This is a genomic window from Pseudomonas putida, assembly GCF_016406145.1.
GTDB classification, from domain to species: domain Bacteria; phylum Pseudomonadota; class Gammaproteobacteria; order Pseudomonadales; family Pseudomonadaceae; genus Aquipseudomonas; species Aquipseudomonas putida_E.
The window spans coordinates 1,273,264-1,292,103 of record NZ_CP066306.1; the positions used below are offsets into that span (position 1 = coordinate 1,273,264).

General features: G+C 61.8%; 18 protein-coding genes. 10 read left to right on the forward strand and 8 right to left on the reverse strand.

Annotation, left to right across the window (positions count from 1 at the left end; all coding sequences use genetic code 11):
* Positions 1–214: 214 nt before the first annotated feature.
* From JET17_RS05830 to JET17_RS05850, 5 genes are all read right to left on the reverse strand, one after another.
* Entirely contained in the window at positions 215–916 is a 702-nt protein-coding gene (locus JET17_RS05830; protein WP_012313071.1) for an ABC transporter ATP-binding protein, read from the reverse strand.
* Positions 917–1,684 (reverse strand): high-affinity branched-chain amino acid ABC transporter ATP-binding protein LivG, encoded by a 768-nt coding sequence (gene livG, locus JET17_RS05835; RefSeq protein WP_012313072.1) that lies wholly within the window; start codon positions 1,682–1,684, stop codon positions 917–919.
* Positions 1,681–2,937: a high-affinity branched-chain amino acid ABC transporter permease LivM gene (locus tag JET17_RS05840; RefSeq protein WP_012313073.1), complete on the reverse strand. Its 1,257-nt coding sequence runs from the start codon at positions 2,935–2,937 to the stop codon at positions 1,681–1,683. The genes livG and JET17_RS05840 overlap by 4 nt, the downstream gene beginning before the upstream one ends.
* Positions 2,934–3,857, reverse strand: coding sequence for a high-affinity branched-chain amino acid ABC transporter permease LivH (livH, locus tag JET17_RS05845; RefSeq protein WP_008097482.1), 924 nt, complete (start codon positions 3,855–3,857; stop codon positions 2,934–2,936). The genes JET17_RS05840 and livH overlap by 4 nt, the downstream gene beginning before the upstream one ends.
* Before the next feature lie 186 nt (positions 3,858–4,043).
* Positions 4,044–5,159, reverse strand: coding sequence for a branched-chain amino acid ABC transporter substrate-binding protein (locus tag JET17_RS05850; protein ID WP_012313074.1), 1,116 nt, complete (start codon positions 5,157–5,159; stop codon positions 4,044–4,046).
* Positions 5,160–5,518: 359 nt separating this feature from the next.
* On the opposite strand from JET17_RS05850, the gene JET17_RS05855 reads away from it, so the two are divergent.
* On the forward strand, positions 5,519–5,833 hold the full coding sequence (locus tag JET17_RS05855; protein ID WP_012313075.1) for a DUF2288 domain-containing protein: 315 nt from the start codon (positions 5,519–5,521) through the stop codon (positions 5,831–5,833).
* Between the two features lie 160 nt (positions 5,834–5,993).
* Positions 5,994–6,881, forward strand: a complete 888-nt coding sequence (locus JET17_RS05860; RefSeq protein ID WP_012313076.1) for an NAD(P)-dependent oxidoreductase — start codon at positions 5,994–5,996, stop codon at positions 6,879–6,881.
* On the opposite strand, the gene JET17_RS05865 is transcribed toward JET17_RS05860, so the two are convergent.
* Both JET17_RS05865 and rapA read right to left on the reverse strand, forming a co-directional pair.
* The gene (locus tag JET17_RS05865) at positions 6,781–9,045 is read right to left on the reverse strand and encodes a putative bifunctional diguanylate cyclase/phosphodiesterase (RefSeq protein ID WP_012313077.1); all 2,265 of its coding nucleotides are present in this window, start codon (positions 9,043–9,045) and stop codon (positions 6,781–6,783) included. The genes JET17_RS05860 and JET17_RS05865 overlap by 101 nt on opposite strands.
* Before the next feature lie 201 nt (positions 9,046–9,246).
* Positions 9,247–12,093 carry an RNA polymerase-associated protein RapA gene (gene rapA / locus JET17_RS05870; protein ID WP_012313078.1) on the reverse strand — a complete coding sequence of 949 codons (2,847 nt, stop codon included), beginning with the start codon at positions 12,091–12,093 and terminating at the stop codon, positions 9,247–9,249.
* Positions 12,094–12,223: 130 nt separating this feature from the next.
* Between rapA and JET17_RS05875 the strand changes: the two genes are divergently transcribed.
* From JET17_RS05875 to JET17_RS05900, 7 genes are all read left to right on the forward strand, one after another.
* The gene (locus JET17_RS05875; RefSeq protein WP_012313079.1) at positions 12,224–12,919 is read left to right on the forward strand and encodes a M949_RS01915 family surface polysaccharide biosynthesis protein; all 696 of its coding nucleotides are present in this window, start codon (positions 12,224–12,226) and stop codon (positions 12,917–12,919) included.
* A gap of 108 nt (positions 12,920–13,027) precedes the next feature.
* Positions 13,028–13,357: a hypothetical protein gene (locus JET17_RS05880; RefSeq protein ID WP_012313080.1), complete on the forward strand. Its 330-nt coding sequence runs from the start codon at positions 13,028–13,030 to the stop codon at positions 13,355–13,357.
* A gap of 78 nt (positions 13,358–13,435) precedes the next feature.
* Positions 13,436–13,597, forward strand: coding sequence for a hypothetical protein (locus JET17_RS05885; protein WP_012313081.1), 162 nt, complete (start codon positions 13,436–13,438; stop codon positions 13,595–13,597).
* Positions 13,598–13,732: 135 nt separating this feature from the next.
* Complete coding sequence (ccoM, locus tag JET17_RS27555; RefSeq protein WP_008097462.1) at positions 13,733–13,849, forward strand: cytochrome c oxidase subunit CcoM; 117 nt, start codon at positions 13,733–13,735, stop codon at positions 13,847–13,849.
* A gap of 179 nt (positions 13,850–14,028) precedes the next feature.
* A complete protein-coding gene (locus tag JET17_RS05890) occupies positions 14,029–16,017 on the forward strand; it encodes an FUSC family protein (protein ID WP_042111221.1) in 1,989 nt (662 codons plus the stop codon).
* The gene (locus JET17_RS05895; protein WP_012313083.1) at positions 16,004–16,210 is read left to right on the forward strand and encodes a DUF1656 domain-containing protein; all 207 of its coding nucleotides are present in this window, start codon (positions 16,004–16,006) and stop codon (positions 16,208–16,210) included. Before JET17_RS05890 ends, JET17_RS05895 begins: the two co-directional genes overlap by 14 nt.
* Before the next feature lie 11 nt (positions 16,211–16,221).
* Entirely contained in the window at positions 16,222–17,088 is an 867-nt protein-coding gene (locus tag JET17_RS05900) for an HlyD family secretion protein (protein ID WP_012313084.1), read from the forward strand.
* A 14-nt stretch (positions 17,089–17,102) separates the two neighbouring features.
* On the opposite strand, the gene JET17_RS05905 is transcribed toward JET17_RS05900, so the two are convergent.
* Positions 17,103–18,320 carry a GAF domain-containing sensor histidine kinase gene (locus JET17_RS05905; protein ID WP_012313085.1) on the reverse strand — a complete coding sequence of 406 codons (1,218 nt, stop codon included), beginning with the start codon at positions 18,318–18,320 and terminating at the stop codon, positions 17,103–17,105.
* A 185-nt stretch (positions 18,321–18,505) separates the two neighbouring features.
* Here JET17_RS05905 and JET17_RS05910 point away from each other — a divergent pair, with 185 nt between their 5' ends.
* A complete protein-coding gene (locus tag JET17_RS05910) occupies positions 18,506–18,829 on the forward strand; it encodes a DUF2025 family protein (RefSeq protein WP_012313086.1) in 324 nt (107 codons plus the stop codon).
* Positions 18,830–18,840 lie beyond the last annotated feature (11 nt).

The following is an 18,840-nucleotide window of genomic DNA, read 5'->3' on the forward strand; positions in this document are numbered from 1 at the left end:
TCCGGGATGCTTGCATGAAGTGCAGGTCACGGTACCCATGCCAGGCGCTGATCACAAGAGAAAGCGATTTGGGGCCGCTTTGCGGCCCATCGCCGGCAAGCCGGCTCCTACAGGTCAGAGTGCAGACCCTGCAGGAGCCGGCTTGCCGGCGATGGGCTGCGCAGCAGCCCTGGTAAAGCTTACTGACTGGCATGAGCCCGAGGCCCTTTGCCAGTCAACCGCCCAGGTAGGCGTCACGCACTTTCGGGTCGGTCAGCAGTGCCTCCCCCGTGCCCTGCATTACAACCCGGCCATTCTCCAGCACATAGGCCCGATCAGCGACTTTCAACGCCTGGTTGGCGTTCTGTTCCACCAGGAACACTGTCACGCCATCGCGGCGTAACTGTTCGATGATGTCGAAGATCTGCTGGATGATGATCGGCGCCAGGCCAAGCGACGGCTCGTCGAGCAGCAGCAGCTTGGGCTTGCTCATCAGCGCCCGGCCGATCGCCAGCATCTGCTGCTCGCCGCCGGACATGGTGCCGCCGCGCTGGACATAACGCTCTTTCAGCCTCGGGAACAGCTGCAGGACCTTGTCCAGTTGCTCTTGATAGTCGCCCTTGTCGGTGAAGAAGCCGCCCATGGCGAGGTTTTCCTCGACGGTCAAGCGGGCGAACACTCGGCGGCCTTCGGGGACCACGGCGATGCTCTTGCGCATGATGTGCGAAGAAGGCTGGCCGACCAGCTCTTCACCCAGGTACTTGATGCTGCCGCTGTGCGCCTGCGGCGAGCCGCACAGGGTCATCAGCAAGGTTGACTTGCCCGCACCGTTGGCGCCGATCAGGGTGACGATTTCACCCTGATTGATCTCGACGTTGACGCTGTGCAACGCCTGGATCTTGCCGTAGAAGGTGGAGACGTTCTCGAACTTCAGCATTTACGCTTCCCCCAGGTAGGCTTTGATCACGTCAGGGTTGTCGCGAATTTCCTCCGGTGTGCCGTTTGCCAGGGGCGTGCCCTGGTTGATGACGACGATATGGTCGGAAATGCTCATCACCAGCTTCATGTCGTGTTCGATCAACAGAACGGTGACGTTGTGCGACTCACGCAGATAGGCGATCAACGCCTTGAGGTCCTCGGTTTCTTTGGGGTTCAGGCCCGCTGCCGGCTCGTCCAGCATGATGATCCGCGGCTGGGTCATCATGCAGCGGGCGATTTCCAGGCGGCGTTGCTGGCCGTAGGCGAGGGTGCCGGCGGTACGGTTGGCGAACTCGGTCAGGTTGACCTTATCCAGCCAGTACTGCGCACGCTCCAAGGCCTCTTTCTCGCTGCGGCGGAAGCTTGGGGTCTTGAACAGGCCAGCGAAGAAGTTGGTGTTGAGGTGGCGGTGCTGGGCGATCAGCAGGTTTTCCAGCGCGGTCATCTCTTTGAACAGGCGCACGTTCTGGAAGGTCCGCACCACGCCCTTGCGGGCGATCTGGTGGCCAGCCAGGCCCTGGATAGGCTGGCCATCGAGCAGAATGGTGCCGCCGCTGGGTTTGTAGAAACCAGTCAGGCAGTTGAACACGGTGGTCTTGCCGGCGCCGTTCGGGCCGATCAGTGCCACCACCTGTTTTTCCTTGACGGTCAGGGCCACGCCGTTGACCGCCAACAAGCCGCCGAAGCGCATGCTCAGGCCGCTGACTTGCAGAATTTCGCGGCTCATCGACGCAGCTCCATGTGTGGTCGTTGCATAGGCAGCAGGCCTTGCGGACGCCAGATCATCATCAACACCATCAGCGCACCGAACATCAACATCCGGTATTCGCTGAACTCACGCATCAGCTCAGGTAGCAGGATCATCACGATGGCCGCGAGGATCACGCCCAGTTGTGAGCCCATGCCGCCAAGCACGACGATGGCGAGGATGATCGCCGACTCGATGAAAGTGAACGACTCGGGTGTCACCAACCCTTGGCGGGCGGCGAAGAAGCTGCCGGCGAAACCGGCGAAGCAGGCGCCCAGGGTGAATGCCGAGAGCTTGATCACGGTCGGGTTCAGACCCAGCGCGCGGCAGGCGATCTCGTCTTCACGCAGCGCTTCCCAGGCTCGCCCGATCGGCATGCGCAGCAGGCGATTGATGACGAACAGCGCCAGCAGTGCCAGCAGCAGGGCCACCAGGTAGAGGAAGATGACCTTGTTGATCGAGTTGTACGGCAGCCCGAAGTACTCGTGGAAGGTTTGCATCCCCTCGGCAGCACGACGCTCGAAGGTCAGGCCGAAGAGCTCCGGTTTGGGGATGTTGCTGATGCCGTTGGGGCCGCCGGTCCAGTCGGTCAGGTTACGCAGGAACAGGCGGATGATCTCGCCGAAGCCCAGGGTCACGATCGCCAGGTAGTCACCGCGCAGGCGCAGCACCGGGAAGCCGAGCAGGAAGCCGAAGGTGGCGGCCATCAGGCCGGCGATCGGCAGGCATACCCAGAAGCTCCAGCCCAGGTAGTGCGACAGCATCGCGTAGCTGTAAGCGCCGACAGCGTAGAAGCCGACGTAACCCAGGTCCAGCAGGCCAGCCAGGCCGACCACGATGTTCAGGCCCAGGCCCAGCAACACGTAGATCAGGATCAGCGTGGCGATGTCGACCGCGCCGCGTGAACCGAAGAACGGCCACACCAGCGCCACCACGATCAGCCCGATGATGATCCAGCGCTGTGTCTTGGGCAGGGTCAGGTAATTGCTTACCGCAGGCGAGATCAGCTTGCGATCCGAGCGGCGGCCCATAACCGAGCTCCACTGCCTGTCGAACAGCACGCGCAGGAACATCAGCACCGAGCAGGCGGCGATGATGCCGATGGTGAACGAGCCTTGGCTGTGCACCACCAGGCTGATGCCATCGATGCTCAGTTTCAGCCCCAGCACCGGGAAGGCCACGGCCCACACCAGCAAGGCGCTGAAAAACGCCTGTTTGAGATTTCTGTTCATACTTTTTCAACCTCCGGGCGGCCGAGGATGCCGGTCGGCCGGAACAGCAGGACAAGAACCAACAAGCCGAATGCCACTACGTCCTTGTACTGGTCGCCGAAGATGTCGGCGCCAAAGGCTTCGGCCACGCCCAGCACCAGACCACCGAGCATCGCGCCCGGAATGCTGCCGATGCCGCCCAGTACCGCCGCCGTGAAGGCCTTGAGGCCCACCAGGAAACCGGCGTTGGGGTTGATCACGCCGTACTGCATGCTCAGCAGCACAGCCGCCACCGCCGCCAGCGCGGCACCGATGACGAAGGTCAGGGCGATGATGTTATTGGTGTTGATGCCCAGCAGGTTGGCCATCTTGATGTCCTCGGCGCAGGCGCGGCAGGCGCGCCCCAGGCGAGAGCGGGAGATGAACAGGGTCAGCAGGGTCATGGCCACCAGGGTGACCACGAACACCAGGATCTGCATGTAGCTGATCAGGACTTCTTCAGCACCGCCCGGCCCGAAGGAGAAGCTCCCGGGGATCAGGTTGGGGATGGATTTGTCCTTGGAATCCTGCGACAGCAGTACGGTGTTCTGCAGGAAAATCGACATGCCGATGGCGGAAATCAGCGGGATCAGACGGTTGCTGTTGCGCAGGGGGCGGTAGGCAACCCGTTCGATGCTGTAGCCATAGGCGCTGGTGACGAAGATCGTCGCGACGAAGGCAACGGTCATCAGGATCGGCAGCGAATGGATACCCATCATGGCCAGGCCCGCGAGGGCGATGAAGGCCACGTAGGAACCGATCATGTACACCTCGCCATGGGCGAAGTTGATCATGCCAATAATGCCGTACACCATCGTGTAACCGATGGCGATCAAGGCATAGGTGCTGCCGATGGTCAATCCATTAACCAGTTGTTGGAAGAAATGGTAGATCTCAGGCATTACAGCGCTCCTAAAAACCTGATTTGCATTTCGCTGGCGGGGGTAGGCCAGGAAACCGCGGGTGACGGTTTTAAGATTTTCAGGTGGACCGGCCCCCGGATCGCGGGAATCAGGTCCATGAACCTCGTAAAACAAAGCCCACTGCTCGCACAGTGGGCTTTTACGGTCAGCTATTTAGTCACGCAGTTACTGAGGGGAGACTTCGGTCTTCGGCTTGCCGAAGTGCCATTCGTAGACCACGAACTTGAAGTCTTTGAGGTCGCCTTTTTCGTCGTACGACAGCGTGCCGGTAGGGGTCTTGAAGGAGCCGGCATGGATGGCGGCTGCCACCTTGTCGGTGTCTTCGGACTTGGCGGCCTCGATGCCTTTGGCGATCAACTCCACGGCGGAGTAGGCCGGGAACACGAACGGACCGCTCGGGTCCTTGCCGTCAGCCTTGATGGCATCGACGATGGCCTTGTTTTCAGGGTCGGCGTCGAACGACTTCGGCAGGGTGACCAGCAGGCCTTCGGAGGCGTTCTGGGCGATCTGCGAGATCGAGTCGTTGCCTACACCTTCTGGCCCCATGAACTTGGCTTTCAGGCCTTTTTCCTGAGCCTGGCGCAGGATCAGGCCCAGCTCTGGGTGGTAGCCGCCGTAGTAGACGAAGTCGACGTTGTTTTGCTTGAGCTTCTGGATGATCGAGGAGAAGTCCTTGTCACCGGCGTTCAGGCCTTCGAAGACGGCAACCTTGGTGCCTTTGCCTTCCAGGGTCTGCTTGACGGCGGTGGCGATGCCTTCACCGTACTGCTGCTTGTCGTGCAGCACTGCAACGACCTTCGGTTTGACGTGGTCGGCGATGTAGTTGCCGGCCGCAGGGCCTTGGGCGCTGTCCAGACCGATGGTGCGGAAGATCAGCTTGTAGCCACGGGCGGTGATTTCCGGGCTGGTGGCGGCCGGGGTGATCATGATCACGCCTTCGTCTTCGTAGATGTCGGACGCTGGCTGGGTGGAGCTGGAGCACAGGTGGCCGATGACGAACTTGACGCCGTCGTTGACCACTTTGTTGGCGACTGCCACGGCCTGTTTAGGGTCGCACGCGTCGTCGTATTCCTTGGCTTCAAGCATTTTACCATCGACGCCGCCCTTGGCGTTGATGTCCTTGATGGCCTGTTTTGCGCCGATGAACTGCATGTCGCCGTACTGGGTCACAGGACCGGTTTTCGGACCGGCAATGCCGATCTTGATGGTATCGGCGGCAAACGAATGGCTGGCTACCCCGGCCAGTACCATTGCGGCGAACAGCTTGGAAATCTTGATCATAGTGCTCCACTCATTCTGTTGTAATTCTTATAGTCCTGGCGGCCAGGGCTACAGACCGGGCGGGATGTGCGGTATGGCCACGCCACACTGCATGCCCACCTTCCCCCGGAACATGTCCCGGAACTGTACCGGTACAGTGTAGAGCGCTGCCCGAGCGCTTGAAAAGCGGGCGAAAAGCGCCTGTTTCAAGGGTTGTCGCATGATCGACACAAAGATACAGAAAGGCGCCATTAGATTGCCTGCATCTTCGGCTCCACCCCACAAGTTCTGGGCCAATCGACCAAATTACATATTTGAAACCGGGTTTTTCTGCAAAAATGCCGGCCATTTTTATTGGCCGATAATTGCGGTAAAAACCCATGACTGATCAAACAAGCACCCTCTATGCCAAATTGCTCGGCGAGACGGCAACTATCGAGTGGAAGGCATTGGAGCGTTTCTGGGCAAAGGGTGACCTGATTTGGGTCGACCCCAGCCTGGACCTGATCGCGGTTGCCGAGGTAATGGCCGAGAATCGCGGCGAAATCTTCGCCAAGTGGCGTAATGATGGCATCGTCGGCCCGGTCTCTGCCGAGCAGGCGCTCGACCTGCAAACCCGCGATCCAGAGATCTGGGCAGTGGTGGTATCACCGTTCATCGTGATTCAGGTGAAGAGCGCTAAACCCGCCGCTTGATTTTGGTGCGCGAAAATGCGCAGCTGCACCCTTGTGGTGCTCGCTGGCGTTCAGCTGGGGTAGAGGTAGGTAACAATTCGGCGTGGCGGTAACAGTTTACGGGATGCGTAATGGGGCCGTAGTACGGCCCGGATAACTATCGGATTTGCCAGGAGTCGTTATGAGCACTGAACTGCCTTCGCTTGGATTCGCCGGGATTGGCCTGATGGGGCTGCCGATGTGTCGGCGCCTGCTGGCCGCAGGTTACCCGCTGACCGTCTGGAACCGAAGCCCGGACAAGTGTGCCGAGCTGGTGGCGGCTGGCGCGCGGCTGGCTGCCGATCCTGCCGAGTTGTGCCGTGGCAGCGACATGGTGCTGCTGTGCCTGGCCGATACGGCGGTGGTACGCGAGGTGGTTTTCGGCGAGCAAGGTATCGCCCAGGGAGGGCGCAGCGGGCAACTGCTTGTCGACTTGTCCAGCCTTGAACCGACCGCCACCCGCGAGATGGCTGCCGAACTGGCCGCCCTGTGTGGCATGGCTTGGCTGGATGCACCCGTCTCCGGTGGCACGCCAGGCGCCGAGGCCGGCACCCTGGCGATCATGGTCGGCGGCGAGGCTGCCGACCTGGAGCGAGCGCGCCCGGTGTTGCTTACCCTTGGCCAGCGGGTCACGCACATGGGCGGGGTGGGGGCGGGGCAGGTGACCAAGGCCTGCAATCAGATGATCGTGGCCTGCAATGCCTTGGTGATTGCTGAAGTCGTGGCGTTGGCCGAGCAGTCAGGTGTGGACGCAACACTCATCGCCGAAGCCCTGGCCGGTGGTTTTGCCGACTCCAGGCCGCTGCAGATCCTGGCACCGCAGATGGCCGAAAGCCGTTTCGAACCGGTGAAATGGCACGTACGCACGCTGCTCAAGGACCTCGACGGTGCGGTCAAGTTCTCCCGCGAACAGGGCACGGCGACCCCTCTCAGTGGTCTCGCCGCGCAATTGATGCGCCTGCACGGTAGCCAGGGTTATCTGCAAAAAGATCCGGCGACCCTGGTAGAGCTGTATCGCAACAAGCACTGAAGGCTTCTTCCTGGCGGTCGAGCCGCTCCAGGATCGGCCGCAGGTCCGCCAGCGGTACCGGCCGGCTAAGCAGGTAGCCCTGCAGGTAGTCGCAGCCGTTGGCGGCCAGAAACTCATGTTGCTCGACAGTTTCTACACCCTCGCTGACCACCTGAAGATGCAGGGTATGGGCCATTGCGATGATCGCCTGCACGATCTCACGGTCCTTCAGGCTGGCAGGTACGTCCTGAAGGAAGCTACGGTCGATCTTGAGGACGTCCAGAGGCAGGCGCTTGAGGTAAGCCAGTGACGAGTACCCTGTGCCGAAGTCATCGATCGAAAGGCTGACACCTTGGCCACGAATTCGCTTGAGCAGGCTGAGCGTGCGCTGGATGTCACCCATCAGGGCATTCTCGGTGACCTCAAGTTCCAGGTGTCTAGGTGCCAGGCCCGCTTGGAACAGTGCCATTTCCACTTCTTTGGGCAACCCGTCATGGCCCAGTGTCACCGCTGAGCAGTTGACCGTGAGCTTGAGGTCGGCGAAGCCATGGCGATGCAACTGCGCCAGGTCATCACAGGCGTGGCGCAACACCCACAGGTCCAGGTCGACGATCAGGCCGTTGGCTTCGGCAATGCCGATGAACCGGTCCGGGCTCAGCAGCCCATGCTGCGGGTGCTGCCAGCGTACCAGCGCTTCAAGCTTGGCTACCTGTCCGGTACGCAGATCGTAGATGGGCTGGTAATGCACGCGCAGCCCACGCTCTTCAAGCAAGGCGATGCGCAGTTCTTCTTCCAGTTGCAGTTCAAGGGTGGCGCGATTTTTCAGGCCGCTGTTGAAAAAGTGCAGGCTGTTGCGCCCGCTGCCCTTGGATTGATAGAGGGCAAGGTCGGCGTGCTTGAGCAGCTCTTCAGCGGTAAGGCCGTCGTCGGGGTAAATGCTGACGCCGATGCTGGTGGTCATGACCATGCGCCGCCCGCCCAGGTCGATGGGGTCCTTCATGCGCTGCATGATGCGCTGTGCCAGATGGCGAGCTTCGTCAGGCCCATTGAGGCTGGTAACCACGCAGAACTCGTCCCCGCCGAAGCGTGCCACCAGGTCGTGGCTGCGTGTGGCCGCTTTGATATGGCTGGCGATCACCTTGAGCAGTTGGTCACCGGCGTCATGGCCGAGACTGTCGTTGATCCGTTTGAAATGGTCGATGTCTAGGAACATCACCGCCAGGCGGTGCACTTCGGGGTTCTGTTCGGCCAGACGTTCGGCGAACACCTGGTTGAAACCTCGACGGTTGACCAGGCTGGTCAGTGCATCGTAGTGAGCGGCTTGCTGCAAAGAGGCGCGGGCCTGGTCCAGTTGGCTGAGCAGCATATTCACCCTGCGCAGGTCGTGTTCCTTGCTCTGCAGCTTTTTGTCGGCCAAAGCAGCGCTGATGCTGCTTGCACTGATCAGTAGGGTGATGAAGGCGACGGTCAGGCCCAGTTGCAGGCTGTTGTCGGCTGAGGGCAAGCGCAGGGCGGTGTCGGCAGGAATGACCAGCGTCATCGCGGCCATTGCGGTGAAATGGGTGGCAACGATGCCACCTGCCATGAGCAGGCTCGCGCCATATTTCAGGGCTTGATGCACAGTGCCGCTTCCGTTGCTGAAGTAGCGGGCCATCAGCAGTGCGGCCAGGCTGGTCAGCAGGGCGATGGCCGTGCTGGCCAGCAACAGCTCGGTTTGGTAGTACTGCTTGGCCCCGGTCTGCAGCGCCGCCATGCCGACAAAATGCATGAGGATGATACCCAGGCCGATCAGCATGGCGCTTTGCAGGTAATGTTGCGGCCCCATGCGCTCGCGATCGAGGCTGGTCATCGCCATCCAGGCCACACCCAGTGCAATCAGCAGCGAAAGGCCGCTCAGCGAGGCGTCGTAGTGCATTTCCAGCGGTGCCCTGAACGCCAGCATGCTGATGAAATGCATCGCCCAGATCCCCCCGGCCAGACAGCAGGCACCCAGCATGCGCCATTGCCTCTGTGCAGCCGGTTGTTCGCTATGGGATTGGCGCTCGGCCATGTCCAGAGTGGCAAAGCAGGCAGCGCTGGCCACGGCGAAGGCGATCAGTATCAGTAGTGGTTCATGACGGCAGTCGATAACGATGCTACCGCTAGCCGGCACATCGGAGAACAGTTGCAGTCCCAGCCATTCCATTGCTTGCCCCATGGTCGAGTTCGCACTGGTCTCCAATCAAGCCCCAAGGAGACTATCCAGAAAGGAGTATAGGAACGGGTGTTTAAACCTTCCGGGGTAATGGCTCTTTGATTGCAACGATTTGGTTATTGGGGTGATAACGCAGAAGCATAAAGGAGAGGGAAGGTGCTTGAGCACCTCCCCAATGGCTGCAATTGAGTCTCAGCCAGCCACCAGCACGCGGATTGCCTCCAGGCGCAGGGCGGCCTTTTCGAGCATCGCCAGGCCATCTTCGCGTTGCTTGCGCAGGGCGTCGATTTCGCTGTCGCGTACGCTCGGGTTGACGGCTTTCAGAGCGGTCAGACGCGCCAGTTCTTCGTCGGCTTCGGCGGCCAAGCGGCGTTGCGCCTCTGCCACACGCTCGACGTGGGTCGGCATGATCTTGGCTTCACCGCCACTGATGCGCTTGGCCAGCACGTCACGCTGGGCCTGCACGAACTTGTTGGCACTGGCCCGAGGCACGCTTTCGAGCTGCTCGTTGAGCGTTTCGAAGGCCACGCGCGAGGCCAGGTCGTTGCCGTTGGCATCGAGCAGGCAGCGCAGCGCCGCAGGCGGCAGGTAGCGGCCTAATTGCAGGCTGCGCGGCGCCACCACCTCGCTGACGAACAGCAGTTCAAGCAGTACGGTGCCAGGCTTGAGCGCCTTGTTCTTGATCAGCGCGACGGCGGTATTGCCCATCGAGCCGGACAGTACCAAGTCCATGCCGCCCTGCACCATCGGGTGTTCCCAGGTGAGGAACTGCATGTCTTCGCGCGACAGCGCCTGGCCGCGGTCGTAGGTGATGGTGACGCCTTCGTCATCGCCCAGCGGGAAGCTGGCATCGAGCATCTTCTCGCTCGGTTTGAGGATGAGGGCGTTTTCCGAGTGGTCTTCGCTGTCGATGCCGAAGGCATCGAACAGGGTTTCCATGTAGATCGGCAGAGCGAACTGGTCGTCCTGCTCAAGAATGTCCTCGACCAGCGCCTGGCCTTCGCCAGCACCGCCGGAGTTGAGCTCCAGCAGGCGGTCGCGACCGCTGTGCAGTTCTGCTTCCAGGCGTTCACGCTCGCCTTTGGCTTCTGCTACCAGGGCATCCCAGGCCTTGCTGTCCCCGCCTTCGAGCATCGGCAGCAGGCGTGGGCCAAACTGGTGCTGCAGGGCGTTGCCGGTCGGGCAGGTGTTGAGGAAGGCGTTGAGTGCTTCGTGGTACCACTGGAAAAGGCGCTCTTGCGGGCCTTCCTGCAGGTAGGGGATGTGCAACTGGATGACGTGTTTCTGACCGATCCGGTCGAGGCGGCCGATGCGCTGCTCAAGCAGGTCGGGGTGGGCCGGCAGGTCGAACATCACCAGGTGGTGGGCGAACTGGAAGTTGCGCCCTTCGCTGCCGATCTCGGAGCAGATAAGCACCTGGGCGCCGAACTCTTCGTCGGCGAAGTAGGCTGCGGCGCGGTCGCGCTCCAGGATGCTCATGCCTTCATGGAACACCGAGGCTGGAATGCCGGAGCGCACGCGCAGGGCGTCCTCCAGGTCCATGGCGGTTTCGGCGTGGGCGCAGATCACCAGGACCTTGGTGCGCTTGAGCATCTTCAGGGTGTCGATCAGCCAGTCGACGCGAGGGTCGAAACGCCACCAGCGCTCGTCGTCGCTGACTTCACCTTGTGCCTGGAACGCGACTTCCGGATACAGCTCGGCGTGCTCGCCGGCTGGCAGGTCGCGGTACTGTTCCGGCATTGGCAGCGGGTAAGGGTGCAGTTCGCGCTCCGGGAAACCCTGGATGGCCGCTCGGGTGTTGCGGAACAGGACGCGGCCAGTGCCATGGCGGTCGAGCAGTTCGCGGATCAGGCGGGCGCTGGCCTGGCTGTCGCCATCGCTGACTGCAGCCAGCAGGGCTTCGCCCTCGGCACCCAGGAAACCTTGAATGGTGGCGTGGGCCTTGGGTGACAGGCGCCCTTCGTCAAGCAGTTCCTGTACGGCTTCAGCCACCGGGCGATAGTGCTCGCTTTCGGCGCGGAAGGCTGCCAGGTCGTGGAAGCGATTGGGGTCGAGCAGGCGCAGGCGCGCGAAGTGACTGTCCTGACCAAGCTGCTCGGGGGTGGCGGTGAGCAACAGTACGCCCGGGATGACCTGGGCCAGTTGCTCGACCAGGCTGTATTCGGTGCTGGCCTTGTCTTCATGCCACACCAGGTGGTGGGCTTCATCGACTACCATCAGGTCCCAGCCTGCGGCGAACAGCGCGTCCTGGGCCTTTTCATCCTCGACCAGCCACTCCAGGGCGACCAGAGCCAACTGGGCGTCCTCGAACGGGTTGCTGGCGTCGCTTTCAATGAAACGTTCGGCGTCGAACAGTGCCACCTGCAGGTTGAAACGCCGACGCATTTCCACCAGCCATTGATGCTGGAGGTTTTCCGGTACCAGGATCAGCACGCGGTTGGCACGCCCGGTCAGCAACTGGCGATGGATCACCAGGCCAGCCTCGATGGTTTTGCCCAGGCCCACTTCGTCGGCCAGCAGTACACGAGGTGCGCTGCGGTCCGCTACTTCACGGGCGATGTGCAACTGGTGGGCGATCGGCTGCGCGCGGCAGCCACCCAGGCCCCACAGCGACGACTGTACCTGCTTGCTGGTGTGCTGCAGCGTGTTGTACCGCAGGCTGAACCAGGACAGCGGGTCGATCTGACCGGCGAACAGGCGGTCGCTGGCCAGGCGGAACTGGATGAAGTTCGACAGCTGGGTTTCCGGCAGGGTGCGTGGCTGGTTCTGGCCGTCGAGGCCGTGGTAGACCATCAGCCCGTCGATGTCCTCGACTTCGCGTACCGTCAGCTTCCAGCCTTCGAAGTGGGTGATCTGGTCACCTGGCGAGAAGCGCACGCGGGTCAGCGGCGCGTTGCGCAGGGAATACTGGCGGGTGTCGCCAGTGGCCGGGTAGAGCACGGTCAGCAAGCGGCCATCCTGGGCCAGAATGGTCCCCAGGCCGAGCTCCGCTTCGCTGTCACTGATCCAGCGTTGCCCCGGTTGATACTGCTGCGCCATACTGCCTGAACTCCCGCGATGAAAAGCCGGCTATGTTAACGGATAGGCCCGGCGGACCATAGAGTTGAAGTCCAAGAGTCTAGCTGTTTCGTCGCAGAACACTGTCTTGCCGATGAGGGCTACGCACGCCATGCCGCTCAAGCACCGCTGGTTGAACGTCTCTTTGGCCGCGGGTAGCCTCGTGCTGCTGGCCGCTTGCGAGCAGAAAAACTTCGAAAGCCTGCCGGCGATCCCGGTCGAGCAGCTCGAGGTGCTGGGTGTGCAGACGCCGATCAAGAGCGTGCATTTCCGTGACCGGGACGGCGAAGGCCTGCTGGTGCTCAGCCGCAGCGATGGCCAGGCGGTGGATGCCGAGTCCGAGCAGGAAGTGGACAAGGTAGTGCTCAAGGCCACGCTGTACGGGCGAGCCACCGAGGGCGACGGGTTCAAGCCGCGCTGGCAGATCGAGCAGGAAACCACCTGCCCTGGCCTGGACCTCGATGTCGATTTCTACAACGATGTCAGCGATGTAGGTGACCTGAACAAGGACGGCATCGCCGAGGTGACGGTGGCCAGCCATTCGTTCTGTGGCGGTGGCATCGATCCGCATGACATTGCCATCGAGATGCGTGAGGCCCAGGCCAGTTACACCATCACCGGGCAGTCGCTGATCACCCCGGCTGGCGAAGAGCCGATCGGCGGTGAGCGCGAGGACAGTGCCTCGCTGAAGAACGCGGCACCAGTGCTGCGCGAGCATATGAATGCGGTCTGGCAGCAGGTCTTCAAGCGCCCTTGGAGCGAGGCCAGCCCGCCAAGTGATGGCGACCCTGACGACGAAGTCCCATAGCCGCTGTCTATACTGGCATGACGTCGCCGATGCCGGCCGCACTACCTTGCTCGCCAAAGCTCAAGGCGGCTGACAACCGGCCGATACAGTGGGCACAGGAGAATTCTCATGCTGCCACCGATCATTCCGCTCAGTGCTGCCCCGGTGACCTCGCAACAGGATCCGGTCAAACCGACCCCGGACATCAAGCCCGTAGTCCCCACGCAGCCTGCCTCAGGCGAGAGCGCCATTGACCTCAAGCAGCAACGCGATCCGCAGGAGCAGGTCTTGCTGCTGCGTGAGGAGCAGCGCCGGCAGCAGCGGCGTAATAAACAGGGTGACGACGAGCGCTACAGTGCCTTGCCGGGTGAAGAAGTCAACGGCGACAACACCGTACCTGTGGCCCCGCTCATGGGCGAGCAGCCGCGCCAGGGCCTGCTGGTGGATATCGAAGTCTAGGTGCCCTGTGCCGCAGGGCTGGTCATCAGCAACGCCTGGCTGCATCATGCAATTCTCTGTTGATCCTCGAGCCCACCCATGAGCCAAGACAACCTCATCGACTTCGATGCCGAACGTGCCAAGCGTGTGCACGACCTCAAGGAGAAGCGCCTGAACGAAGTGCGTCAGGCGTTCGAGCAAGCCATGCCGCTGGGCAAGGCGAAGAAAAAGAAGCCCAAGAGCAAGCCCAAGAAGCGCTGAAACTTGACGCAGGTCAACCCTGCACCCGCCTCGCGTGCCCGGCTCCGGGCACCATTGACCTCGATCAATTTCCCCGTCCCCCGTATTCGTTACCTTGCATCCATCGGACAACGGCAAACGAATCGGGAGGCCAACATGTTCTTCGACAATGTGGTTATCGCTGGTGTGGTAACGGTCGGGTTGATGTTCGCGTTCTTTGCCGGTCTGGGCATTTTCATCTGGAAGGACTCGAACAAGCGCAAGCCGCGCTGACCTTCCAGGTTCACGGGCACGCAAGGCATTTAGGGCGACTTCGGTCGCCCATTTTTTTTGCCTTGATTGGTTGATATGACAGCGCCTAAAGATGATTAGCTAGCTAATTACTTGTTTCAGCATTATCCTTCCCTTCATTGTCTATCGTTTACCAGATCATCCCCCGCAAGGTCCGTTTCGTGCCCATCACCCTCCAGGCCCTGTTCGCACCCGGCAGCCTCGCCATCAAATTCGCCATCAAAACCCTGCTTGGCGGCGGCCTTGCCCTGTGGCTGGCCATGCGCTGGGGGCTGGAGCAGCCCTCCTGGGCGCTGATGACCGCGTTCATCGTGGCCCAACCCCTGTCGGGCATGGTGATACAGAAGGGCCTTGCTCGCTTGGCCGGGACCTTGGTCGGCACCGTCATGTCAGTGCTGTTCATCGGCCTTTTCGCGCAGACACCATGGCTTTTTCTCATCACGCTGGCGTTGTGGCTGGCCCTGTGCACCGCGGCCTCGACCCAACTGCGCAGCGCCTGGGCCTATGCCTTCGTGCTGGCCGGCTACACCGCTGCAATCATTGCCTTGCCCGCAATCGACAAGCCCCTGCAAGTATTCGATCAGGCGGTGGCGCGCTGTACCGAGATCTGCCTGGGGATCTTCTGTGCAACGGCCACCAGCGCGTTGCTCTGGCCGATGCGCGTGGAGCAGCAACTTGCCGGGCAGGCGCGCCAGGCCTGGCACAGCGGCTTCCAGACGGCCAGCGCCATGCTGGGCGGTGAAGACCAAGCGCGCGAAGGCCTGCTGGAGATCCTGGGGCGTATCGTTGCCATCGATACCCAGCGCGAACATGCCTGGTTCGAGGGCCCGCGTGGGCGCCAGCGGGCAAGGGCCATTCGTGGCCTGAGCCAGAAACTGATGGTGCTGCTGCGGATCTCTCGCTCGGTGCGTCGCCAGTGGCGGCAACTGGATGAGCAGCAAGCCCTGCGTCTTGGCCCATGGCTGGAAGAAGTGCGCGCCCTGTTGGTCAAGCCCGATCAGCCGAGCCTGTTGTTGTTGCGTCAGCGCATCTGGGACGCCGCGCATGATGAGCAGATCAGCTCTGCCGAGCATTTTTGCCTGGCGCGCATGACCCTGCTACTGGACTACGCCATGGCTGCCACCCAGGCACTCGATGATGTCGAAGTGGGCAGGGCGCCGAAGGATGTTGCGCAGGGGCTGGCTGCCCACCGCGACTGGTCGCTGGCGTTGCTGTTCGGTTCACGCAGTGCGCTGGCATTTCTGGTGATGAGTGGTTTCTGGCTTGCCACCGCCTGGCCCTCTGCGCCCGGTGGCCTGGTGTTGACGTGTGTGGTCTGCAGCCTGTTCGCCAGCCGTGAAAACGGTGCGCAGATCGGGCTCAGCTTCTTGCGTGGCATCCTGCTGGCGATCCCGACGGCATTGCTGGTGGGGCAGATCATCCTGCCGCAGTGGAGCAGTTTTGCCATGCTTTGCCTGGGCATGGGCGTACCTCTGTTCTTTGGGGCTCTGGGTATGGCTCACCCGCGCACCGGGGCCACGGCGACTTCTTATTGCCTGCACTTCATCGTACTGGTGTCGCCGCTCAATGCCATGCAGTTCGGTGTGGCGAGCATGCTCAACAGTGCCCTGGCCATGCTGGTGGGTGTAGGTGCGGCGGTCATGGCGTTTCGCCTGCTGGTGTTCCGCCACCCTGCCTGGCTTGGCCGGCGCCTGCGCGCGGCGACCCAAAGCGACCTGGTGCGCCTGACCCGGCGTGACCTGCGTGGTGCCGACAGCTGGTTTGGCGGGCGCATGGCCGACCGTCTTATGCAACTGGCACGGCACGCCGGCGAGCTGCGCGAGGCCGAACGCAAGCGTTGGGACGACGGCCTGCATGGCCTGGACATCGGCGACGAACTGGTGCATTTGCGCATGTGCCTGGCAGTCGCCCAGGCGCCGCTGGGTGATGCCGAACGTGAATATCTGCAGCAACTGGAAACAGTCTTGGCCAGCGGGCCTGCAGCCGGGCGAGGGCAGCGCCTGGATGCCGCCAGCGAGCGATTTATCGCGGCGCTGCAACGCCTGCCGTCCAGTGATCCGTTACGCCTGGCCGAAGGGGCAGTGTTGCAGCTGCAGAAAAGCTGGAGCAAATGGTGCCGCTGGCAGGAGGAAACCCATGGGGTTGCGTGAGTGGGCATTGGGCGGCGTGCTGCTCAGCCCTTTTCTGATCTACGTGTTGATGGCTCTGGTGCTTACCGGTTTGTTGCGCTTTGTCGTGCAAGCAACGCCATTGGGGCGCTGGATCTGGCATGAAGCGCTGTTCGACACAGCGCTGTTCGTTTGTGTGCTCTACCTGGTAGTCCGCCTGCTGGGGCCTTTGTAAGGAGTGATTCGATGCGTGCTGTCGTCCGTACCCTGGTGACCCTCTGCGTGGTCGCCATCGCCGTTCTGGCCGGCTATAAGCTCTGGCAGTACTACATGCTCACCCCATGGACGCGTGATGCACGGGTGCGGGCCGACGTGGTGGTCATCGCGCCCGACGTGTCCGGCTGGGTGCGTGAGCTCAAGGTGCAGGACAACCAGCGGGTCAAGGCTGGCGACCTGTTGATGAGCATAGATCGTGAGCGCTTTCAGGCTGCATTCGATCAGGCCACCGCGGTGGCAGAAACGCGTACCCAGCAGTTGCACCTGCGCGAGCGCGAAGCTGCGCGGCGCACGGCTCTGGGGCCCGGGGCGATCAGCGCCGAGCTGCGCGAAAACGCGCAAATCAATGCCGCCATTGCCCGCGGTGAGTTGCATGAAGCGCAAGCTCAGTTACAGGTGGCGAAAATCAACCTTGCGCGCAGCGAAGTGCGAGCCCCCCGCAGTGGGCACATCACAAATTTGCGCCTGGCTCAGGGCAACTATGTGAACGCCGGCCAGTCGGTAATGGCCCTGGTGGATGACTCGACCTTTTTTATTCAGGCCTATTTCGAGGAAACCAAATTACCGCGCATACGTGTGGGCGATTCGGTGAAGGTCTGGCTGATGGGGGCAGGAGAGGCCATGCAGGGGCATGTGGAAAGCATCAGCCGGGGTATCACCGACAGTAACAGTAACCCGGACAGCCAGTTGTTGCCGGAGGTTGAGCCAACCTTCAACTGGGTAAGGCTGGCCCAGCGGATACCTGTGCGCATCAGGCTGGACGACATTCCCGAAGGCATGAACCTCAGCGCGGGGATGACGGCCAGTGTGCAGGTTCACGAGGATTCGCCCGAGTGATCATGGGCGATGCGTTACAGGCTGATTGTCGACGGCCCCGGCATCTGCCTCAGTGCATCGGCCGGCAAGTGAAAGCTGAACAGCGTACCGCGCTGCTCATCGGAGATGACCTCCATGCGTCCGCCATGGGCCAGGGCAATCTGATTGGCTATATAAAGGCCAAGGCCAAGCCCCTGTCTTGGCGCCGCAGACAGCGGCCTGGTGAAGGGCTGGAACAATTGGTTCAGGGTTTGTGGGGCGATGGGGTGCCCGTTGTTGTGCACGCTAAGCACGAACTCCTCATCGGCAATCGCCGCCCTGACCGTCACTGGCCCGTCAGGCGCACCATGGGTCAGCGCGTTGGCGATAAGGTTGGAGAGTAGCTGGGTCACCCGTTCGCGGTCACAGTACAGGCCGCCGATATCATCGACCTGAAGGAGGATCTGCCGCCGTGGGTGTACGTGCTGCAGTTCTGCAGCGACATGCATGAGGCCTTCGGACAGGTCCGGGCAGGGCTGCAGGTTCAATGGGATGCCGCTGCCGAGCCGGCCTCGGGCGAAATCCAGCACGTCGCGCACCAGCTGTGAAGCCCGCTGCCCGCAAGTGTGAATGTGGCGGGCGATCGCGCGGTTCTTGTCGTCGTCCAGGCGCTGAGTCAACAGTTCGGCGCCTGCGGTGATGGCGAACAGCGGATTGCGCAGATCATGGCCGAGCACTGCGATGAACTGTTCGCGCACTTCAGCCATCGCCCGTTCCTCGCGCAGGGCGCGCTCGGTGTGCTGGACGCTCTCCTCACTCTCGATCTGGATGGCCAGCAAGCGGGCGAATGACTCCATCATGGGCTGGATCGCTTGGCCTTTGAGCGAGGCCGGATTCGGGTCCAGGGCACAGATGGTGCCGAAGAAGCGGCCATCTGTTCGGAACACCGGCACGGATATGTAGCTTTCGAAGCGATAGCGCTGCGGCGTCTGGTGCTGGCAGTAGCGCTCATCTTCGCTGGCTTTGTCGATCACGATGGTCTGGTGAGAGCTGCGAATCTCATGGCACAGGGTGGTTGCCACCTCAAGCTCTCCGCCCACCTCAAGACCAAAGCCCAGGTTGTCGAGTACGGCGCAGGCAGTCCAGTTGCATTCGGTAACCCGTGCCACGGCGGCGAAACGCATGCCGCTGGATTCGCAGATGACCTGAAGGATGGCGGGCACCGCACTGATGCGGCCGATAGTGGCGATATCGGTGCTGATGGCGTTGGTCATGAACGGTCCCAAAATTGGCGACGGAAAAGGGTAGGGCGTCAGTCTAGCGGGGTGCTCGGGCCAGTGGCGAAAAACCTTGGCAAAACAGCCTGCGATTGAGCTAGGCTGGCCTGGCGCGTCGCCCAGTAGAGGCGACCGTTGCCTGCCTGGCGTGCGTCACTTCCAATCATTTGCGAGGTTTCGACATGGCCATCACATCCCAGGACATCTGCAGTGCTGCCGACCAGCTCAAAGGCTTTGTCGGCTTTCATGGCAAACGCGGCGTCCATATCGTGCGTTTCTCCGAAGACGCGTTCGGTATGGACGTGGCTGACGAGAGCATCATCCCGTGCAGTGAATTCGTCTGGCGGTCGGAGCAGGACGCGCGCATGGCGCTGTGTCGGCAGCGCCTGTCGCTGCTGCTGGAGCAGCATGTGGACGATCGGCTGAATATTGGCGAACCGTTGCGCCAGTATCTGCGGCGCACTGACCTGCCGGAAATTCTGGCGCAGCGCTCGTTGCGCTGCTGACAGCGCAACGG

What these genes read in the sequence shown, in the direction of transcription:
- JET17_RS05910 (WP_012313086.1), top strand. Translation starts at nt 18,506, where the DNA reads ATGGCCATCACATCCCAGGACATCTGCAGTGCTGCCGACCAGCTCAAA.
- JET17_RS05875 (WP_012313079.1), top strand. Translation starts at nt 12,224, where the DNA reads ATGCCGCTCAAGCACCGCTGGTTGAACGTCTCTTTGGCCGCGGGTAGC.
- JET17_RS05860 (WP_012313076.1), top strand. Translation starts at nt 5,994, where the DNA reads ATGAGCACTGAACTGCCTTCGCTTGGATTCGCCGGGATTGGCCTGATG.
- JET17_RS05850 (WP_012313074.1), bottom strand. Translation starts at nt 5,159, where the DNA reads ATGATCAAGATTTCCAAGCTGTTCGCCGCAATGGTACTGGCCGGGGTA.
- JET17_RS05880 (WP_012313080.1), top strand. Translation starts at nt 13,028, where the DNA reads ATGCTGCCACCGATCATTCCGCTCAGTGCTGCCCCGGTGACCTCGCAA.
- livG (WP_012313072.1), bottom strand. Translation starts at nt 1,684, where the DNA reads ATGAGCCGCGAAATTCTGCAAGTCAGCGGCCTGAGCATGCGCTTCGGC.
- JET17_RS05900 (WP_012313084.1), top strand. Translation starts at nt 16,222, where the DNA reads ATGCGTGCTGTCGTCCGTACCCTGGTGACCCTCTGCGTGGTCGCCATC.
- rapA (WP_012313078.1), bottom strand. Translation starts at nt 12,093, where the DNA reads ATGGCGCAGCAGTATCAACCGGGGCAACGCTGGATCAGTGACAGCGAA.
- JET17_RS05855 (WP_012313075.1), top strand. Translation starts at nt 5,519, where the DNA reads ATGACTGATCAAACAAGCACCCTCTATGCCAAATTGCTCGGCGAGACG.
- JET17_RS05840 (WP_012313073.1), bottom strand. Translation starts at nt 2,937, where the DNA reads ATGAACAGAAATCTCAAACAGGCGTTTTTCAGCGCCTTGCTGGTGTGG.
- JET17_RS05830 (WP_012313071.1), bottom strand. Translation starts at nt 916, where the DNA reads ATGCTGAAGTTCGAGAACGTCTCCACCTTCTACGGCAAGATCCAGGCG.
- ccoM (WP_008097462.1), top strand. Translation starts at nt 13,733, where the DNA reads ATGTTCTTCGACAATGTGGTTATCGCTGGTGTGGTAACGGTCGGGTTG.
- JET17_RS05865 (WP_012313077.1), bottom strand. Translation starts at nt 9,045, where the DNA reads ATGGAATGGCTGGGACTGCAACTGTTCTCCGATGTGCCGGCTAGCGGT.
- JET17_RS05895 (WP_012313083.1), top strand. Translation starts at nt 16,004, where the DNA reads ATGGGGTTGCGTGAGTGGGCATTGGGCGGCGTGCTGCTCAGCCCTTTT.
- JET17_RS05905 (WP_012313085.1), bottom strand. Translation starts at nt 18,320, where the DNA reads ATGACCAACGCCATCAGCACCGATATCGCCACTATCGGCCGCATCAGT.
- JET17_RS05885 (WP_012313081.1), top strand. Translation starts at nt 13,436, where the DNA reads ATGAGCCAAGACAACCTCATCGACTTCGATGCCGAACGTGCCAAGCGT.
- livH (WP_008097482.1), bottom strand. Translation starts at nt 3,857, where the DNA reads ATGCCTGAGATCTACCATTTCTTCCAACAACTGGTTAATGGATTGACC.